The organism is Rhizobium sp. 10N414 (genome assembly GCF_056394785.1).
The window spans coordinates 1-16716 of sequence record NZ_JBFTIN010000017.1; the positions used below are offsets into that span (position 1 = coordinate 1).

The 16716-nt window shown below is 62.9% G+C and carries 14 protein-coding genes and 9 pseudogenes; 2 read left to right on the plus strand and 21 right to left on the minus strand.

Annotation, left to right across the window (positions count from 1 at the left end):
- The 13 genes and pseudogenes from AC1DE4_RS16550 to AC1DE4_RS16610 all read right to left on the minus strand — a co-directional run.
- On the minus strand, positions 1-173 hold a 173-nt coding region (locus AC1DE4_RS16550), incomplete at its 3' end, for a cytochrome c-type biogenesis protein (protein WP_477882160.1).
- Positions 170-2158 (minus strand): heme lyase CcmF/NrfE family subunit, encoded by a 1989-nt coding sequence (locus AC1DE4_RS16555; protein WP_477882050.1) that lies wholly within the window; start codon positions 2156-2158, stop codon positions 170-172. The genes AC1DE4_RS16555 and AC1DE4_RS16550, both read right to left, overlap by 4 nt.
- Positions 2155-2607 carry a cytochrome c maturation protein CcmE gene (gene ccmE / locus AC1DE4_RS16560; protein WP_025661001.1) on the minus strand — a complete coding sequence of 151 codons (453 nt, stop codon included), beginning with the start codon at positions 2605-2607 and terminating at the stop codon, positions 2155-2157. Before ccmE ends, AC1DE4_RS16555 begins: the two co-directional genes overlap by 4 nt.
- A gap of 323 nt (positions 2608-2930) precedes the next feature.
- A pseudogene (gene ccmI / locus AC1DE4_RS16565) lies at positions 2931-4052 on the minus strand (c-type cytochrome biogenesis protein CcmI); the annotation flags it as partial.
- A gap of 108 nt (positions 4053-4160) precedes the next feature.
- Positions 4161-4586, minus strand: a complete 426-nt coding sequence (locus AC1DE4_RS16570) for a membrane protein (RefSeq protein ID WP_025661003.1) — start codon at positions 4584-4586, stop codon at positions 4161-4163.
- 116 nt (positions 4587-4702) lie between these two features.
- Entirely contained in the window at positions 4703-6106 is a 1404-nt protein-coding gene (locus tag AC1DE4_RS16575; protein ID WP_018860061.1) for a sensor histidine kinase, read from the minus strand.
- Complete coding sequence (locus AC1DE4_RS16580) at positions 6096-6767, minus strand: response regulator transcription factor (protein WP_018860060.1); 672 nt, start codon at positions 6765-6767, stop codon at positions 6096-6098. The genes AC1DE4_RS16575 and AC1DE4_RS16580 overlap by 11 nt, the downstream gene beginning before the upstream one ends.
- Positions 6768-6819: 52 nt before the next feature.
- Positions 6820-7068, minus strand: coding sequence for a hypothetical protein (locus AC1DE4_RS16585; protein ID WP_018860059.1), 249 nt, complete (start codon positions 7066-7068; stop codon positions 6820-6822).
- A 168-nt stretch (positions 7069-7236) separates the two neighbouring features.
- On the minus strand, positions 7237-7452 hold the full coding sequence (locus AC1DE4_RS16590; protein WP_018860058.1) for a hypothetical protein: 216 nt from the start codon (positions 7450-7452) through the stop codon (positions 7237-7239).
- A 22-nt stretch (positions 7453-7474) separates the two neighbouring features.
- Positions 7475-7774 carry a hypothetical protein gene (locus tag AC1DE4_RS16595; RefSeq protein ID WP_477882052.1) on the minus strand — a complete coding sequence of 100 codons (300 nt, stop codon included), beginning with the start codon at positions 7772-7774 and terminating at the stop codon, positions 7475-7477.
- A complete protein-coding gene (locus AC1DE4_RS16600; protein WP_477882054.1) occupies positions 7749-8909 on the minus strand; it encodes a phage tail protein in 1161 nt (386 codons plus the stop codon). The genes AC1DE4_RS16595 and AC1DE4_RS16600 overlap by 26 nt, the downstream gene beginning before the upstream one ends.
- A gap of 426 nt (positions 8910-9335) precedes the next feature.
- A pseudogene (locus tag AC1DE4_RS16605) lies at positions 9336-9551 on the minus strand (gene transfer agent family protein); the annotation flags it as partial.
- Positions 9551-9673, minus strand: a pseudogene (locus AC1DE4_RS16610) (phage tail tube protein); the annotation flags it as partial. The pseudogenes AC1DE4_RS16610 and AC1DE4_RS16605, both read right to left, overlap by 1 nt.
- 180 nt (positions 9674-9853) lie before the next feature.
- Between AC1DE4_RS16610 and AC1DE4_RS16615 the strand changes: the two are divergent.
- Both AC1DE4_RS16615 and AC1DE4_RS16620 read left to right on the plus strand, forming a co-directional pair.
- Positions 9854-11068 carry an MFS transporter gene (locus tag AC1DE4_RS16615; RefSeq protein WP_477882056.1) on the plus strand — a complete coding sequence of 405 codons (1215 nt, stop codon included), beginning with the start codon at positions 9854-9856 and terminating at the stop codon, positions 11066-11068.
- 97 nt (positions 11069-11165) lie between these two features.
- A complete protein-coding gene (locus tag AC1DE4_RS16620; protein ID WP_018860054.1) occupies positions 11166-11558 on the plus strand; it encodes a GFA family protein in 393 nt (130 codons plus the stop codon).
- Here AC1DE4_RS16620 and AC1DE4_RS16625 read toward each other — a convergent pair.
- From AC1DE4_RS16625 to AC1DE4_RS16660, 8 genes and pseudogenes are all read right to left on the minus strand, one after another.
- Complete coding sequence (locus tag AC1DE4_RS16625; protein WP_477882058.1) at positions 11555-11977, minus strand: DUF3168 domain-containing protein; 423 nt, start codon at positions 11975-11977, stop codon at positions 11555-11557. The genes AC1DE4_RS16620 and AC1DE4_RS16625 overlap by 4 nt on opposite strands.
- A 99-nt stretch (positions 11978-12076) precedes the next feature.
- Positions 12077-12411, minus strand: a pseudogene (locus tag AC1DE4_RS16630) (phage head closure protein).
- Positions 12411-12979, minus strand: a pseudogene (locus AC1DE4_RS16635) (head-tail connector protein). The pseudogenes AC1DE4_RS16630 and AC1DE4_RS16635 overlap by 1 nt, the downstream one beginning before the upstream one ends.
- A gap of 77 nt (positions 12980-13056) precedes the next feature.
- Positions 13057-13324 (minus strand): annotated as a pseudogene (locus tag AC1DE4_RS16640) (phage major capsid protein); the annotation flags it as partial.
- A pseudogene (locus AC1DE4_RS16645) lies at positions 13306-13632 on the minus strand (HK97 family phage prohead protease); the annotation flags it as partial. The pseudogenes AC1DE4_RS16640 and AC1DE4_RS16645, both read right to left, overlap by 19 nt.
- Positions 13633-13662: 30 nt before the next feature.
- Positions 13663-13979: pseudogene (locus AC1DE4_RS16650) on the minus strand (DUF6107 family protein); the annotation flags it as partial.
- Positions 13980-14153: 174 nt separating this feature from the next.
- Positions 14154-15300: pseudogene (locus tag AC1DE4_RS16655) on the minus strand (phage portal protein).
- Positions 15301-15372: 72 nt separating this feature from the next.
- Positions 15373-16629, minus strand: coding sequence for a sensor domain-containing diguanylate cyclase (locus AC1DE4_RS16660; protein WP_113471196.1), 1257 nt, complete (start codon positions 16627-16629; stop codon positions 15373-15375).
- Positions 16630-16716: the final 87 nt, after the last annotated feature.

Genomic DNA, 16716 nt, shown 5'->3' on the forward strand with positions numbered 1-16716 from the left:
GCATTGGAATCGTCGATCGACTGGTTCTGGCAGACCATGCAGCGCAGTTCGGCGGAGATCGCCCGGGCGCGCGCCTCGAGCGCCGGATCGGCAAGAACCTCGTCCGGATTGACGGCAAAGGCCGGCGCGGCCGACAGAACTATCGCTATCACCAGGAGCAGACGCCTCATCATTCGGCCGGCTCCATGGCAGGACGCAGCGGCTTTGCCCTGCGGTTCGGCGCCCCGACACGCAGGCGCCGGTCGCTCAGCGACACGAAGCCGCCGATYGCCATGATCACCGCGCCRCCCCAGATGCAGAGAATGAAGGGCTTCCACCAGATSCGYACGACCATGCCCCCGTCGTTCGTCGGATCGCCGAGCGACACATAGAGCTGGCTCAGCCCGAACGTCACGATGCCGGCTTCCGTCGTCGGCATCTGCCGCGCCGTRTAGATCCGCTTGGACGACCAGACATCGGCAACCTCGACGCCGCCGCGGCCGATGGTGAAATGACCGCGCTCTTCGCTGTAGTTCGGTCCGGTCGCCGGCTTCATGCCGTCGAACCGCACGGCGTAGCCGCCGGCTTCGACCGTCTGGCCGGRCTTCATCTCGATGACATGCTCGGTTTCGAAGGTGGTCACCGCGACGATGCCAAGGACGGCAACRCCAAGCCCGGCATGCGCGAGCGCCGTGCCGAAGGCCGAGCGCGGCAGGCCGGCAAGGCGTCTCCAGGCGACGGAGGCAGCCACCTTGCCGACGCCGGCGCGATACCACAGATCGGCGATCGCGCCGAAGATCAGGAACAGCGCCGCAGCAAGGCCAAGCACGGCAAGCACGGGACCGCCGTGCTGGACATAGAAGAAGACCACCGCAACAACAAACGCCAGGATCGCGACCAGATAGAGCCGCTGCAGAACAGCGAGCAGATCGCCGCGCTTCCAGGCGAGCAGMGGGCCAAAGGGAACGATGACCAGCAGCGGCGCCATCAGCAGGCCGAAGGTCATGTTGAAGAAGGGCGGCCCGACCGAGATCTTGTCGCCGGTCAGCGTCTCCAAAAGCAGCGGATAGAGCGTGCCTGTCAGCACCGTGCCGCAGGCGACSGTGAGGATCAGGTTGTTGAGGACAAGCGCCCCTTCGCGCGAGATCGGCGCAAACAAGCCGCCGGCCGAGAGCTGCGGCGCRCGGAAGGCAAAGAGCGACAGCGACCCGCCGATGAAGATCAGSAGAATGAACAGGACGAAGACGCCGCGGGTCGGATCGCTGGCAAAGGCGTGCACCGAGGTCAGRACCCCCGAGCGCACGAGGAACGTGCCCATCARCGACAGCGAGAAGGTCAGGATGGCAAGCAGCACCGTCCAGATCTTCAGCGCCTCGCGCTTTTCCATGACGAGCGCCGAATGCAGCAGCGCGGTCCCGGCAAGCCAGGGCATRAAGGAGGCATTCTCGACCGGATCCCAGAACCACCAGCCGCCCCAGCCGAGCTCGTAATAGGCCCAGTAGGAGCCCATGGCGATGCCRAGCGTCAGGAACGTCCAGGCRGCCAGCGTCCAGGGCCGCACCCAGCGCGCCCAGGCGGCATCGATGCGGCCTTCGAGAAGGGCAGCCACGGCAAAGGAGAAACAGACGGAGAAGCCGACATAGCCGAGATAGAGCAGCGGCGGGTGGATCGCCAGACCGACGTCCTGCAGCACCGGGTTGAGGTCCTTCCCCTCGGCCGGRGCCGGATCCAGCCGCATGAAGGGATTGGAGGTCAGCAGGATGAACAGGATGAAGGCGACCGATATCCAGGCCTGCACGGCGAGCACGTTTGCCCGCAGCGTATCGGGCAAATTCCGTCCGAAGASCGCGACCAGGGCGCTGAACAGCACCAGGATCAGCAGCCAGAGCATCATCGAGCCYTCRTGATTGCCCCAGACGCCTGACAAYTTGAACAGCAGCGGCACAAGCGAATGGGAGTTCTCCCAGACGTTGGCGACMGAGAAGTCGGAGACGACRTGGGCGTAGGTCAGAACTCCGAAGGAGAACGCCACCAGCGCGAACATCGCCAGGGACCCTACAGAGGCCAGATCCATCATCGCACGGTCGAGGCGCCTTGCACCGATCACCGGAACAACCGAAACCACGAGCGCCGTCGCCAGCGCCAGGATCAGGGCATAGTGGCCGATCTCGATGATCATTGCACCGCCTCTCCTTCCTTCCAAAGCCCTTGGGCCTTCAGCTTGTCGGCGACTTCCTTCGGCATGTATTTCTCGTCGTGCTTGGCCAGCACCGTATCGGCGGTGAAGACGTCGCTGCCCGTTTCGAAACGCCCCTCGGTCACCACGCCCTGGCCCTCGCGAAAGAGGTCGGGAAGAATGCCGGTATATCGTACCCTGACCAGATCGCCGGTCGCATCGGTCACCGCAAACTGCACTGTCGATCCCCCCCCGCGCACGATGCTGCCCTCGCCCACCAGGCCACCGAGACGTATGCGCGTTCCAGGCGGCACCGGGTTCTTGGCGATATCCGCAGGCATATAGAAATAGGCCACCGACTGGCTGAAGGCGAACATGACGAGCAGCACCGCCGCAATGATGAAGCTCATGCCGCCACCGATCACCGCCAGGCGCTTCTGCTTGCGCGTCATTCCGTCATTCCTTCTGTCGCAATGTCGAGCTCTCGCGCCAGCGCCAACAGTTGCTTGCCTTGCTCGCCGGTTGCAGGGAATACCGCGAGTCCACGCTGCAACGCGTCGACCGCGTGCGCCTTTTCGTTCAATACGGCATAAGAACGCACAAGCCGCAGCCAGCCTTCCAGATTGTTCGGGTCCTGGGTAAGCTTGGCATCAAGGCTTTCCACCATGCCGCGGATCATCTGTTGCTGGTCACCGGCACTCATGCTCTCGGCTGCGGCAACCTCAGCCTGGGTGGGATTACCGGGCGCGCTCGCGGCGCCGCTCGGCGACACGCCGCCATCCATCGCAATGCCAAGTTCTTGCGCCAGCGCAAGGAGTTGCTTGCCTTGTCCGCTGCTGGCCGGAAACGTTGCCAGTCCGCGCTTCAGAGCCGCAACTGCGCGATCCGTGTCTTTCAATACGACATAAGAGCGGACAAGCCGTAGCCAGCCTTCCAGATTGTTCGGGTCCTGGGTCAGCTTGGCATCAAGGCTCTCCACCATGCCGCGGATCATCTGTTGCTGGTCGCCCGGACTCATGCTCTCCGCAGCGGCAACCTCAGCCTGCGTCGGATTACCCGGCACGCGCGCGGCACCGCTCGGCGGCGCGCCGCCATTCTTCGCAATGTGTTCGCCGACCAGCGGCAACCAGGGCGCGTCGGCCGGCGATTGCTTCGCGAGCGCCTCGAAGGCGACCTTGGCCTCTGCTGCCTGACCAGCCTGCTCCATGCTAAGCGCAATGTAGAACCGGGCCTTCGGATTGTCGGGATCTAGCTGAAGCGACTGCTCCAACACCTTGCGCGCATCTTCGGTGACCACACCGTCCGAGATCGCCATCAGCGTCTCGGCAAGGCCGTCCAGCCGCGCCGGGCTCGGCCCGAGCAGACGGATCGCGCGGCGATAGGCATTCTCGGCATCGGCGACACGCATAGTGTTGAAGTATATCGGTGCCAGGACGTCCCAGCCCTTGCCGTCATCGGGATTTTGCGCCAGGTGCCGCTCGGCCTTGGCGACCAGGATCGCCATATCGTTGCCGGGATTCTCAAGTCTGGCTTGCAGCGGCTGCGACGGCAAATCGGGTCGCCCAACAAAAATGTAAAGACAGAGCCCCACCATCGGCAGGAGCAACAGCACGAACGCCTCGGAAAGACGGTGATGTTTCGAGGCCTTGCGATCGATGACCGGCGCGGCCGAGACAGTGATCAGGCGCCGGCCAATTTCGGCTCGCGCGTAATCGGCCTCATCCTCTGAAATCAGCCCACCAGAGAGATCGCGATCGAGTTCCCGCAACTGATCGCGATAGACGGCAGCCTCCCCGGCATGCGCGTCATCGACCGCTCTCGTGTCACGCAGAAGCGGGTAAAGCAGAACGGCAGCGACGGCGGCCGTCAGAGCGGCCACAAGAATCCAGAAAAGCATAGATGCCAAATACTCGAAGCGAACATCTATTCCAACAAGCAAAGCCGCAATGACGATTATTTGAGGCGTTTGGCCGCAACATGGCCCGAGCAGTTATTCTGCCGTCGCTCAGCCGAGGGGCGACCAACTGCCATTATCGTTTCGGCAGGCGGAACCGCGCGCCACCGTTTCCTTGCCGCCGATCGTCACGCTATGGGTATACTGACGGCAGTTCTGCGAGCCGACCTGGTAGGGTGCAGACGCGACGACCCTGCCGCTGACATTGCGCCCGCTCCAGACAACAGGCTGTCCGACTGCAGCACTTTCCAGCGCGCGATACTCGGCTTCCAGGGCGCGCTGGAGGTCGCTGTCGCTGATATCCACGCCGCTGCGACCGATGATGCCGCCCTGCAACGCCGCGATATAGGTAGCCGAAGCAGGAGGTTTCCTCGAGAAAAGACCGCCGGAGCCACCGCTTTTTGTCGATTGGCACGCTGAAAGCGTGATGGCGACAAGAAGCGAGGAAACGATCATGCCTTGCGAACGTAGCATCATTCAGCCGAACCAGAATTAGGTGTCAATTACGCAGCCACACGCGCACCAAGCCGTGTCGGCAATAAGGCAAAGCATGCTATGCAATCGCCTATGTCTATGTGACATCAAGCAAATGCTCACGCAACATCCTTTGTGATGCCAGGCAAAATAAGCCGGGCCTTCAATCCCTGCCATTCGCCGCGGGACAATTCGAGCCGCCCCTGATACTCGTTGGAAATCTCCGTCACGATCGAAAGTCCAAGGCCGGTGCCCGGTTTGCTTTCGTCCAGCCGCTTGCCGCGCTTCAGCGCCTCGCGAACCTGATCCTGCTCAAGTCCTGGCCCATCGTCCTCGACAACGAGCTCGACCCAGTGGCGACGCCCGCTGCCTTCCGTGCCCTTGACCTCCTCCGGTGCTTCCGCGACGGAAACGCGAACCTTGGTCGCCGCGAAACGGGCAGCGTTCTCCAAAAGGTTACCGACGATCTCTTCTAGGTCCTGCTGTTCCATGGCGACCGCAACATGTGGCTGCGCCGCCGTGAGTTCAAACTGCTTGTCGGGGTTCAAGCGCCGCATCACGCGCACCAGGCGCTCAAGAGCGGGTTCGGCGTCGGTGCGGGCAAGCACGGATTCGCGTTGCGCCGCAATGCGGGCACGGTTCAGATACGACTGCACCTGGCCTTGCATCGCCTCCGCCTGGCCGCGCACGAGATCGCCGTGCGTGCGTTCCAGCACGCGCGCCTCGTTGAGCAGCACGGCAATCGGCGTCTTCAGGGAGTGGGCAAGGTTGCCGACCTGCATGCGCGCCCTCTCGACAATGCGGCGATTGCTGTCGATCAGCGCGTTGACCTCGTTGGCGAGCGGCAGGATTTCGCGCGGAAAATCGCCCTTCAACTGCTCGCTCTCGCCGGCGCGAATTCGCTCGAGCGCGGCGCGCGCCTTGTCGAGCGGCTTGAGGCCGTAGAGAATCGCCAGTGCGTTGACGATCAGGCTGCCGACACCGAAGCCGGCTAGCGCCAGGTAAAGGCTATGGGAGAAATTGCGAACGTCGTTCTCGACAACATCGACGTTGCCGGTCACGCGGAAGCGGGCGGCGCGACCGTCAGTATCCAGCACGACCTCGGTCTCGGCAACCTGGATCCGATTCCCCGCAGCATCCGTCACCTGATAGTAGCGCTCATAATTCTTGTCGAAGGGCGCTTCGAGAACAGAGGGTACAGGGATCGACGCGGAACCCAGCGAGGGCGACACGAGCGGCGGCGCCGTGTAGGTGCCGAGTGGTTCGACGACCCAATACCAGCCCGTCTTCGGCTGCGCAAAACGCAGGTCGCCAAGTTGCGGGCTGCCGCTGAGCGCCCCTTGGTCGCCGATCGTAACGGAATTGACGACGTTATAGAGCTGGGCGCGCAAAAGGTCCTGGAAGCCGCGCTCCGCGCTCTTTCGGTAGAGCGTCGAGATCAGCAACCCGATGACGACAAGCGCGACAGTCGACCAGATCGTGGTCAGCAGCAGGACGCGTGCAGTAAGCGATTTAATTCGCATTGTTCGGCGCTTGGATGCGGTAGCCGAGCCCGCGCACCGTTTCGATCAGATCGACGCCCATCTTCTTGCGAAGGCGCCCGACGAAAACCTCGATCGTATTGGAATCGCGGTCGAAATCCTGATCGTACATATGTTCGACCAGCTCGGTACGCGAAACCACTTCCCCCATGTGATGCATGAGATAGGACAGCAGCCGGTACTCATGCGAGGTCAGCTTCAGCGCCACACCATTGACTGTCGCCTTTGAGCTCTTGGTATCGAGCCGCACGGGGCCGCAGATGATCTCGGACGAGGAATGCCCCGCCGCGCGGCGGATCAGGGCGCGGATGCGTGCCAGCACTTCCTCGACATGGAACGGCTTGGTGACGTAGTCATCCGCGCCGGCGTCGATGCCCGCGACCTTGTCGCTCCAGCGGTCGCGCGCCGTCAGGATCAGCACGGGCATGCCGCGACCTGCGCCACGCCACTTTTCGAGCACCGTGACGCCATCCAGTTCCGGCAGTCCGATATCGAGAATGATCGCGTCATAAGGCTCGGTATCGCCGAGGAAGTGGCCCTCCTCGCCGTCAAAGGCCTGATCGACGACGTAACCGGCTTCCTTCAACGTGTCGCTGAGCTGCCGGTTCAGGTTGACATCGTCTTCGACTACCAGAATGCGCATCGGTCCGCTTTGCTCCGCTTGATCTCTTGGCGTCTAGATAGGGCGATTCTGCCTACATCGGAACCTTGACGGTCACTTTACGCGGGCGCTGTCCGTTGCCTTGGACGAGGACGGTGATGATGCAGCTGTCGCCAGCAGGCTGAACGGAAAGGAGCTGACCTCCCGTTTTTTCCACAACCTCACGCGCGGCCTCGCTGCAATCGCCTGCAACACGCACCGTCAAGGTACGCGGATTATCCGGTGAGGGCGACGTTATCGCCAGCCCGGCGGCTAGCGCTGCGACGCTCAAGGGAGAGGCCATGTGCAATGCTTTCAATGGATACTAACTTGGCCCAGACTATGTACTCAAGAGACCTGAATGGCAAATGAATGCCTTGTAATCCTTGATATTTAGAACAATTCCGAATTCACGCCAGGCGTGTTCAAAAGTCCGGTCGGCGAACGAAGCTTTCCGCTCGCCGCGCCGGATTCAAGAAACGGACTTGATGGTCGCCTTGGCGGTGACACGCCCGTAAGCAGCGAGCAGGCCGCCGAGTGCGCCAGCTATGTTGACGACTGTGTCGACCAACTGGCTCTTGTCCGTCGCACCAAGGTCGATACTGACAAAATGCAACACAGATGCGACGATTGAAATCAGCGCGCCCCAAATGGTCTTCGAACTGTACCAATTCTTCAGATCTATCATTTTCTCTCCTTCAAGATGAAATTCACACAACACATGTCGCGTGCGCCGGAATGCCGAGCGACACACGTTCCCCAAGTTGCCGGACACGCAGGCTGAGGCTGTTTTGCGGATGGCCGAAATCGGCGAGTTCGTCAGCGGTGGGATAAACCCACTCCGCCCTGTCGGATTCGCTTACTCTCAGAACCGCGTCACCGTCCATAATCTCGACGCGGTAGCGTTCAAACGGCTCATCCAGCGGAATTTCGGCGGCGAGCCAGTTGTCGGCGCTGTCGCGCCCGCGCCGGATCCAGGGACCTTCACGCCATCGTCGTTGCGCGCGCATCTGATGTGGACGGGGCAAGCGGCGTCAGTGCCCGCAGGCCTCCCTCGAAGGCAAAGGGGCCGGCCTTCCCAGCCGACGAGGCCGTTTCGGCGATCCAATTCAACCGCAGGTCCATTTCGTCGCTGCCGAGGCCGAGCGGCTTGACCGCTTCGTCGAGCAGCACGACGGCCGAGCCGACTGCTGCCCCGGAAAGCATCGCATCCTCGGTGCCGGCAAGCGCCCGTAACAAGCCATGCAGCGCCCAACGCCCACTCTCTACCTCCTCGGCCTCCCGGAACGCCAGGACTTCCCAGGCACCGTTGACCGACAAGAGCGCCATAAGGTTGGCGCCATTCAGAACTGAGGTCGCCGGTGCCGAAGCCAGGCCGCCATATGGCAGATCAAGTTCGAGCGGCAGTGACCAGTCAAAGCGGCCGACAACCCCTGCCGCGAGCGCGCATGTCAATGAGCCAATGCCGGCCGGCCGATCGAGTAGCACCCTGCCTTTGTAACCCTCGCTCATAGCAGACGACGATAGCCCGATTGTTGTCCACGGTTTTGCAAAGGCTGCGCCTCGGGCGAAGCTCGAAGGATCGCTGCCATCGAATCGCGGCAGGTCCATCAGCTGAACGACGGGAGAAAACAGGTTCGAGCCGCCCTCGCCGCTCGGCTTTGCACCAGTAACCGTCCCTGCACTCCTATCGACCGAGGCCGCAAATTCGCGCGCCTCGACCCGGCGGGCGTCCCCATCTTCGACGCGGGTGATCAGGAAGCGACCGTGGGGTCCGTCTGGGAGTGTAACGATATCGCCAGTCTGGATACGCATCTCATTCGGCGGCAGTGAGAACCGGATGGAGCGCCGGGCAATGCGATTGTCGCGCAACAACGCCTCGTTAGCGGCAAGCGCCGTCTCCTCAGGTACGACGGCTGTGAGATGCTGCTGAATGATCCGGTTCGTCGATGGCGCCACGCGATGGGAACGGGCGCTCGCCTGCTCATAATCGAGGTCGGGGTTGTAGAAGCTCAGCAAGGCTTCGGCGGCAAAATCGCTGTCATGACCACGCGTCTCCTGCCACAGCGGCTCGTCTTCGCGGTCCACAAGAATTTCGACTGGCAGCGCCGGCAGGCTTGTCCGCATGCGGGACCGGAAACGCAAAAGCCCCGCAACTTCGATCGCATCGATCCGAAACGCTTCCTGGAGTGGCTAGATCAGGCTGCGCGCGGAGTCCCCCTGCACATACCCCGACAGATCGCCGCTGACCTCCGATACGTCGAAATCGTCAAAGCCGTGTTCCCGCAGCACCGCGGCCACGACCTCCGCCGGAGTGCCACCACCGAGCCTGCCGTTCAGCCAATGCCCAATCCTCCAGTTGGCGCCGTCACTCCATGTCGATGTATTCAGCGCGGAAAGGCCGGAAAAGGCCGCGCGTCCCACGACCAGACGAAAAGGTGCGCCGGATCGACCATTCCGGCCGGAGGACCACCGCTGGTCCACGACGCGTGATGCGCCTCCAGGAAACGCCGCTGCATGGTGTCGGCTCGGCTTCGGTTGGAAAAATAGGGAGCTGCACTTTCCGACGCCGCCGCGAAGACCGGCGCCGATGATACGGATCATGTCGGCTGCCTTCAGCTGTCCGCGCGAGAAGCGCTCGGCCAGACCGACGAGATTGTCCGCGGAGAACGCTGTCTCCAGTTCCGCCAACGCGTCAAGCATGAGGCAGAGGATCCGCTGTTCACCATCGATGACAGCCTCGATCTCGCCGCGGCGCCGGTTCGCCCTTGCCCTCGCCGCCCGCATCAGAGCGCCTCGAAGCTGATGACGCCGGCCGATTCCAGCGCCAGCTCGAACATCACCTCGCCATTATACTGGCCGGAATATTCGAGCGCGCTCGCCTGGAACGGCCCCGCCACCGTTTTGTAAGCCGTACCGTTGAATATCTTCAGGAGCAGGTCCTTGCCCTTCTGCGCCACCGTTGTCCGATCCCTTCGAGGAAACAGGCGCAGCCGGCGCCCTTGGTGTCATCCACTTGTCACTTTCAACCAGCCGGCGAAGCTGCTACGACCTTGCCCGCCCCTACCCCGTTCGCGTCAAAGCCCTCCATGTCTCGATCCATCCCCCTGCGCTCGGTGCAGACGATTGCCGTGCTTGCCGTCACCCAGCTGATTGGCTGGGGCAGTACCTTCGACATGCTCGGTGTCATGGGGCGCGTCATCGCGCCGGATCTCGGCTTGCCGAATGAGGTGGTTTTCGGCGGGTTGAGCATCATGATGGTCGTCAGCGCCCTTGTCGGCCCTGCGACGGGCCGCCTGCTCGCCCGGCATGGAGCCGCCCGCGTGCTCGCCGCCGCGTCGATTACCTTCACGATCGGCCTGCTGCTGTTGTCAGCCGCGCACGGCCTCGTCCTCTATGGACTTGCCTGGATTGCGATCGGCGCCGGCGGCGCCTTCGGTCTTTCCGCTCCGGCCTATACCGCCGTCGTCGAGCGAGCCGGACCTGACAGCAAACGGGTGATTGCCATCCTCATGCTGTTCACCGGCCTTTCGAGCGCGATCTTCTGGCCGATCCTCAGTCAGCTGAACGCGAGCGTCGGCTGGCGCATGACGTTTCTCATCTGCGCGGCGCTGCAGTTTTTCGTCTGCCTGCCGCTGCATATTTTCGCCCTGCCGAAGCCGATCGCCTTTACTGCGGACAGCAGCGCCGCACAGGAAACGCCGGTGCCGCTTTCGCCTGCGGGACAGCGCAAGGCCTTCCTGCTGATTGCCGCCGCAACGACGATATCGACTTTCGTGACTTTCGGGGTGTCGCCATCGCTGCTCGAAATACTGCGTCAGTCAGGCGCCTCGCCTGCGCTGGCGCTGCAGCTCGGTTCGGCACGCGGCGTGATCGGCATTTCCGCCCGCATCCTGGATATGCTCCTCGGGCGTCGCGGCAATCCGATCCTCAGCGCCGCAATGGGCGTGAGCCTGATGGTCTCAAGCTTCGTGATGATGCTGCTGATCCCGCCCTCGACGCCACTGCTCGTCACCTTCATCCTGCTCTATGGCTTCGGCTGCGGTGTCATGACCGTTGCCCGCACCCTGCTGCCGCTCGCCCTGTTCTCGCCGCTCGAATTCGGGCTGCAATCAGCCCGCCTGTCGCTGCCGCAGAACCTCGCCAATGCCATCGCACCCGTCGTCTTCACGGCGATCCTCGATCGCGCCGGTGCCGGAACCGCAATCGCGACATGCGCCGCGCTCGCCGTCATCTCGCTCGGCTTCGTGCTGACGCTGGCTGCGCAGGTCAAGGCAGCGACCAGGGTATACGAACCGGCCTGAGAGATGCAGGCAGTTGCTGCGATGGGCGGGACATTTCAGGTCACCTTCCCATCTTCTTCATAAGCAGCCCACCGCTTGATCTTGGAGGAGAAACAACATGGACCGGTTCACTGGCGGTTGCCGCTGCGGCAATGTCCGCCTCGTGGCTATTGGACGCCCCTATCGGGTCGGCATTTGTCATTGTCTCGACTGCCGCAAGCATCATGGCGCACTCTTTCACGCATCCGCGATCTTTCCTCAGGATGCGGTGACGGTCGAAGGCGAGACAGGTGAGTACGACGGGCGGTTCTTCTGCCCCCGCTGCGGCTCCCCGGTTTTCGGGCGCTCCGGGGATGAGGTCGAAGTGAACCTCGGATCGCTCGATGCTCCCGACCAGTTACAGCCAACTTACGAACTCTGGACCATCCGCCGCGAGTCGTGGCTGCCGCCGTTTCCGCTGGCGAGACGATACGAAGGCGACCGCGACGCCACGAGCCGCTTCGAGGCCTAGGTTGCGTCGCTATGCAGCGGCGGCTCCGTCACAGCCCGAAAGCGCAACTCGGCGACATAGAGCTTCGTCTTCGGTTCGCGGCGGCTCTGCGTCCTGAGATGCAGCAGGCTGACGAGGTGATACGCTCCAAGATCGAGCGCCACATCCTGCAGCAGGGCGTGGAGACGCGAGGCCACCAGCTGCGCCTGCCTTCGCCCACCCACGTCGAAGCAGATTTCGAGCGACACCAAATGCTCCTCGCCTCTCTCGGTCGAAGTCGAATAGTCGTTGCTGACGAGTTCGCCGATCAGCACGCAAGGAAGCTTTCGCCCGGTCACCAGCCGATCGCGGATACCGTCGTCGCCGATCATGACGAGAAGCTCTGCGTCGCCGGTCAGGCGTGCATGGATAGCCGTCAGCAGTTCATTGGCTGCGCTCATGGCTCTCGCCTCCGTTTGCCGGCGAATTACCTGCGGTATCTCTAGCTAGTCGCGCCAGGATCGCCGCCAGATCGCGGAGCGTGATCGAAAGGGCAGTGCTCATCGTAACTCTTCCTCGCAGAGGCAGCAGAGGTAGCGGCCGGTCTCATCCGGATCGCGCCAGGTGCCGATGGCAAACAGCCGATCGCCCTTGCGCAGCCGCATCCCGGCCCTGATGTCGCTGCGGAACCGCAGCCAGATACGGTGGGTCAGCGTGAAAACATCCGCGCCCGCCCGCTCCTCGCGCACTTCGCTCACCGGCTCGATCCGCGCCCACATGGAAGCAATTGCGGCAAAGGTGACGGTCGCGCCACCCTGCCCGTCCGGCGCTTCTTCCGGCGCCTCCAGGTCGAGCGCGCGGTCATCTGGCCGGGATCGAAGAAGACGGATCGCATCAGAGCCTCCGCATCAGGAACGGCGCCACCAATCGGTCGTAACCAGCGGGTACGTCTGCTGGCTGGTCCTCGACGGCGACGGCGCCCCTGAAGGCGAACATCTGGGCGACATGCATCAGCATCGCCCGCTTCAGTGTGTCGGGCACCTCGGCACGGCTCTCGCCGAAGCCGGCGGAAAAATCGATCTCGATGCCGCTTGCGGCAATGGCAGGGTTCAAATTTCGAGCCAGCACAGACGCGCCGGCCGGGCAGTACCGTCAAGCACATGGCCGGCCGCGGGCAAGACCACTTCCTCGCCCACCTCATCGTAAATGCTCAGGCTTTCAACCGCTTGCACCGGTCCCTTGGCAATCTGAATCACGCGATCTTCAGGTAACGATTCAAGATGGAGGCGCCAGATCTGGGTGATCAGGCAGAGGCCCGTCGTGCGCTCCGGATGTTCGCGGGCGACGCTGATCAGCGAGGCCAGCAGCGCATCTTCGCTGCCGTCATCAAGCCGCAGATGGGCCTTCACTTCCGCAAGCGTCAGCGCTTCCGCCGAAGGTGGGGTAATCAGTGCAAAAGTCATGGACGATCTTGGATTGGTTTGATGCAGGCATATTCGGCAGGCGGATACGGATAGTGGCCGCACCCGCCTTGCCCCGATCAACTCACGGCGAACTTGATGAGCTTGATCGCCTCGAAATTCTGCACTCCGCCGCCGACTCGCTTGGTTGTGTAGAAGAGCACGTAAGGCCTGGCGGAATAGGGATCGCGCAGCACGCACGCCGGTGCGGTCGACGACGAGATAGCCGGCGCGGAAGTCCCCGAAGGCGATCGACAGCGCGTTGGCCGCGATATCGGGCATGTCCTCGGCCTCGACAACAGGGAAGCCGACGAGCGAAGCCGCCTTTGGTGCACCTCGCGCGCCCGGGCCACACCCTCGGCAAGCATGCCCTCGACAAAGAGACCGCGGCTATCCTCGCGGATGGTCTTCCAGGCGCCGATCGGCTCTGCCGGGTCATGCTGGAAGAGCATGCGCACGCCGCACGCCCCGCGTTCAGCCAGCGACTTGCGGAAGGCGCCGCGCTCGATGGCATCCTTGCCGAGATCGACTTCGCCAAAGACGCTGGCATAGCCGGAGAAGCTGCCGTCGCGCTTCAGCCCCCTCAGCTCCAGATTGGCGAACTTGCGCGTATCCGCGCCCATGGGTGATCGCACCAGCGCGCGGCTTGCGGTCATGATATTCTCCTCGTTGTAAACTGTTATTCCGGCTAGCGCCCGCGCGCCGTATCGTCCGGCGAGGCGCGACAGGATGCCGAGACCCCACCAGGCACAGATGCCTGCCGCCGCCGACCCGACAGCACGACCTCAGAGGCCGAGAGGCGATCCGCCAGCGCCAGCCTTTCGGCAATCCAGATACCCGTCGGGCCGCCGAAGATCGTCCCGCAGGCAAGGCCGGTGAAGAAACGGCTCGCAGCCTCCCGTCGGCTTTTCGGCAGGAGATAGACGAGCGACACCGCTGCCCCCGCCGACGCGCCGAGCGCCCTGGTCGCCCAGAGCCCGGCATCGTTGGAAAGGTCTGTCATCGCAGGGATCCTTGGTTGGCGAAGAACGGCAGCCGACCGGCGGTCACGACTTCGCGCCGCCGTATTCGGGGTGCCGTCCTCGCACTTCAGCGAATCTTTTGAATCGCTTGGGTGCGTTTGCTCGAACATTGAGTCCAGGCGCTCAGAGTTTGATTCATGCGCCGGCGCAGGCTTTCAATACCCCACCGCCTGGCGCTTCTCCTCGTCCGTGAAGAACGCCGCGCTTCCCAACCTTGTCCATAGTTGATCGCGTTCCGCCGCAAGCCCGGCCACCTTGTCGAAATCGGACTCAAGCCGCAGGCGGTCTTCGTAATGTCCGGAGAGCCAGGCGGAAAGCGAGGCCGCGGTGCGGGTCAGCATCGGCAGCACGGTCAGCCGATAGAAGGCGCGGTTCGCCTCCTGGTAATAGGCATAGGTGTTGTCGCCGGGAATGCCGAGCAGCATCGGCGGCACGCCGAAGGCAAGCGCGATGTCGCGGGCAGCGCGCCTCGACGAAATCCATGTCCTTCGGCGACAGCCCCATCGACTTCCAGTCGAGCCCGCCCTCGAGGAGTAGCGGGCGTCCGGCGCGCATCGGGCCGGAATAGCCTTCGTCGAGTTCCTGTTTCAGCCGCTCGTACTGGTCGGGCGAGAGATTGCCGCCCTCCTTCGGCTGGTAGACCAGCGCGCCTGACAGGCGGGCCGAATTGTCGAGCAGCGCCTTGTTAAAGGTCGCCGCCGCATTGGAGAGATCGAGCGCCACCTGGGCGGCCGCAAGCGGCGGGAAACCGAGATGATGTCGAGTGGATGGAAGAGCTTCAGATGCATTAGCCCCAGCCCCTCCGTCTCCGCCGGAAAGCGGCGCACGGAACCGCCGGCGCGATAGTCGTAAGCCTCGGGCTACCCATCCCTGCCCTCGACGATACCGATGCGATCAGGCCGCAGCAGGTGCAGCTCACGCACATTTCCGCCGACCATCAGCGGCTCGACATAGGCATTGCCCGACAGCAGCAGGTGCCCATAGAGCGCCTCGAAGAAATCGGCGACCCATGCGTCCGTTTGGCTGGCCGAGCAGCTAGAGGATGGCATGATCCGGCCGCTCATGATCGCCCTCGTAGAGCAGCCACGGCACCGAGACTGCGGCTTCCGCCACTAGCCTGACACTGCGGTGTGCGACCGGGTTCTTCATGAAGCCCTCGCGCGACAGTGCCGCATAGGAGCGCCCCGTCCAACTCGCCCGCCCCCCTGCGGCAAGCGACATGAAGCCACCTGCGGCCTTCTTCTCGGGCACGGTCCTGCGACCCGCCGCGGAGCTCCACGGCAGCAATGATCTCAATCTCATGGTTGGTATCCCGGAGTTAGGCGGACTCTCAAGCCTGCGGCGTGGCGACAGCCAATCGCAGGTGGAGCCCGATCAGGCCTTGAAGGCGACTTCTATGGTTTGCCGGTCCTGCGCCACGATCCGGCACTTGGTCTCGAAACCCTCGCCCTTGATGATCAGGACGAATTCCGCAGGTATGCCAGCGGAATTGGAGACGGAGAGCCCGGCGCTGTCGGTACCGAGCGAGCGTATGGTGCAGTCGATCGTCGAGCGGCGGTCGTTGAACATGATGGACCCCGCTTTCAGGACGCGACGGCGCGAACCAGTCGGACCATCAGCGCCGATAGAGTTCCACGACACGCATCGGTTTCGACCGTTGTGCTTGGCGTGGTACATTGCGGCATCGGCCTGAGCCAACAGCGTCTCGATATCCCTGGTGATGATCGAAAGCGCCGAAATGCCGAAACTTGCTGTCACGTTCAAGTCGCCGAAAGCTCCTCGGATCGGCCGGGACGCGATCGCCATCCTTACCTTTTCGGCGACCGCGAACGCCTCTTCGCGATTGATATGCGGAAGGAGAATGGCAAATTCCTCTCCCCCGAGCCGGCCGAACAGATCTCCCGCCCGCAGGCTCGCCTTGCAGGTTTCGGTGACCGCATGGAGCACCTGATCCCCCGCGGCGTGGCCATGGGTGTCGTTGACGCTCTTGAAGCGGTCGATGTCCAGAACAATGCAGGACAGGTCATGCTGATGTCTCAGGGCAAGCGACAGAAGTTGATCGGCCTCCTGCCGGAAGGCACGGCGGGTAAGCGTGCCCGTCAGGCTATCGGTCGCGGCCGACTGCAGCAGCTCGATCCGGTCCATCGCCACGCCCGCCAGTTCGTGGAGAACAGAAAGATCCCTGGACCCGAACGATCTGGGGCGGCGATCGATCGCACATACCGTTCCGATAACGTGGCCACTCTTGGTTTTCAAAGGCACCCCGGCGTAAAACCGCACGTGGCTTTCTCCCGTTACGGCCGGGTTGTGCGCGAACCGCGGATCGCGGGTCGCATCCTGTACGAAAATTGGTTCCTCATGGTCGACCACGTAACGGCAGAACGTATCTTCGAGCGGAACCTCGTCCGCCGCCAGCCCAGAACATGCCTTGTACCATTGCCGATGCGCGTCGATGAGGGACACAAGGCCGATCTCGACCGCGAAGATCTCCTTGATCAGCCGCACGATGCGCTCGAAACCTTCGTCCTTCGGGGTATCGAGGAGGTCAAGCTGCTCCAGCGCCGCGAGACGCTCGATTTCCCGCTTTTTCGGGTCCAAGCACGACGTCCCGAAAGCCCTCACAACCACCATGCAGCATCGCTCCTAGCCCAGCTGAGATAGCATGCGTCTCATACATTCGTGAAGAAATTCAATACCGCTTTCCCCATCACATTATCG

What these genes read in the sequence shown, in the direction of transcription:
- AC1DE4_RS16570 (WP_025661003.1), bottom strand. Translation starts at nt 4,586, where the DNA reads ATGATGCTACGTTCGCAAGGCATGATCGTTTCCTCGCTTCTTGTCGCC.
- AC1DE4_RS16585 (WP_018860059.1), bottom strand. Translation starts at nt 7,068, where the DNA reads ATGGCCTCTCCCTTGAGCGTCGCAGCGCTAGCCGCCGGGCTGGCGATA.
- AC1DE4_RS16590 (WP_018860058.1), bottom strand. Translation starts at nt 7,452, where the DNA reads ATGATAGATCTGAAGAATTGGTACAGTTCGAAGACCATTTGGGGCGCG.
- AC1DE4_RS16660 (WP_113471196.1), bottom strand. Translation starts at nt 16,629, where the DNA reads ATGGTGGTTGTGAGGGCTTTCGGGACGTCGTGCTTGGACCCGAAAAAG.
- AC1DE4_RS16625 (WP_477882058.1), bottom strand. Translation starts at nt 11,977, where the DNA reads ATGAGCGCAGCCAATGAACTGCTGACGGCTATCCATGCACGCCTGACC.
- AC1DE4_RS16580 (WP_018860060.1), bottom strand. Translation starts at nt 6,767, where the DNA reads ATGCGCATTCTGGTAGTCGAAGACGATGTCAACCTGAACCGGCAGCTC.
- AC1DE4_RS16615 (WP_477882056.1), top strand. Translation starts at nt 9,854, where the DNA reads ATGTCTCGATCCATCCCCCTGCGCTCGGTGCAGACGATTGCCGTGCTT.
- AC1DE4_RS16575 (WP_018860061.1), bottom strand. Translation starts at nt 6,106, where the DNA reads ATGCGAATTAAATCGCTTACTGCACGCGTCCTGCTGCTGACCACGATC.
- ccmE (WP_025661001.1), bottom strand. Translation starts at nt 2,607, where the DNA reads ATGACGCGCAAGCAGAAGCGCCTGGCGGTGATCGGTGGCGGCATGAGC.
- AC1DE4_RS16595 (WP_477882052.1), bottom strand. Translation starts at nt 7,774, where the DNA reads ATGCGCGCGCAACGACGATGGCGTGAAGGTCCCTGGATCCGGCGCGGG.
- AC1DE4_RS16620 (WP_018860054.1), top strand. Translation starts at nt 11,166, where the DNA reads ATGGACCGGTTCACTGGCGGTTGCCGCTGCGGCAATGTCCGCCTCGTG.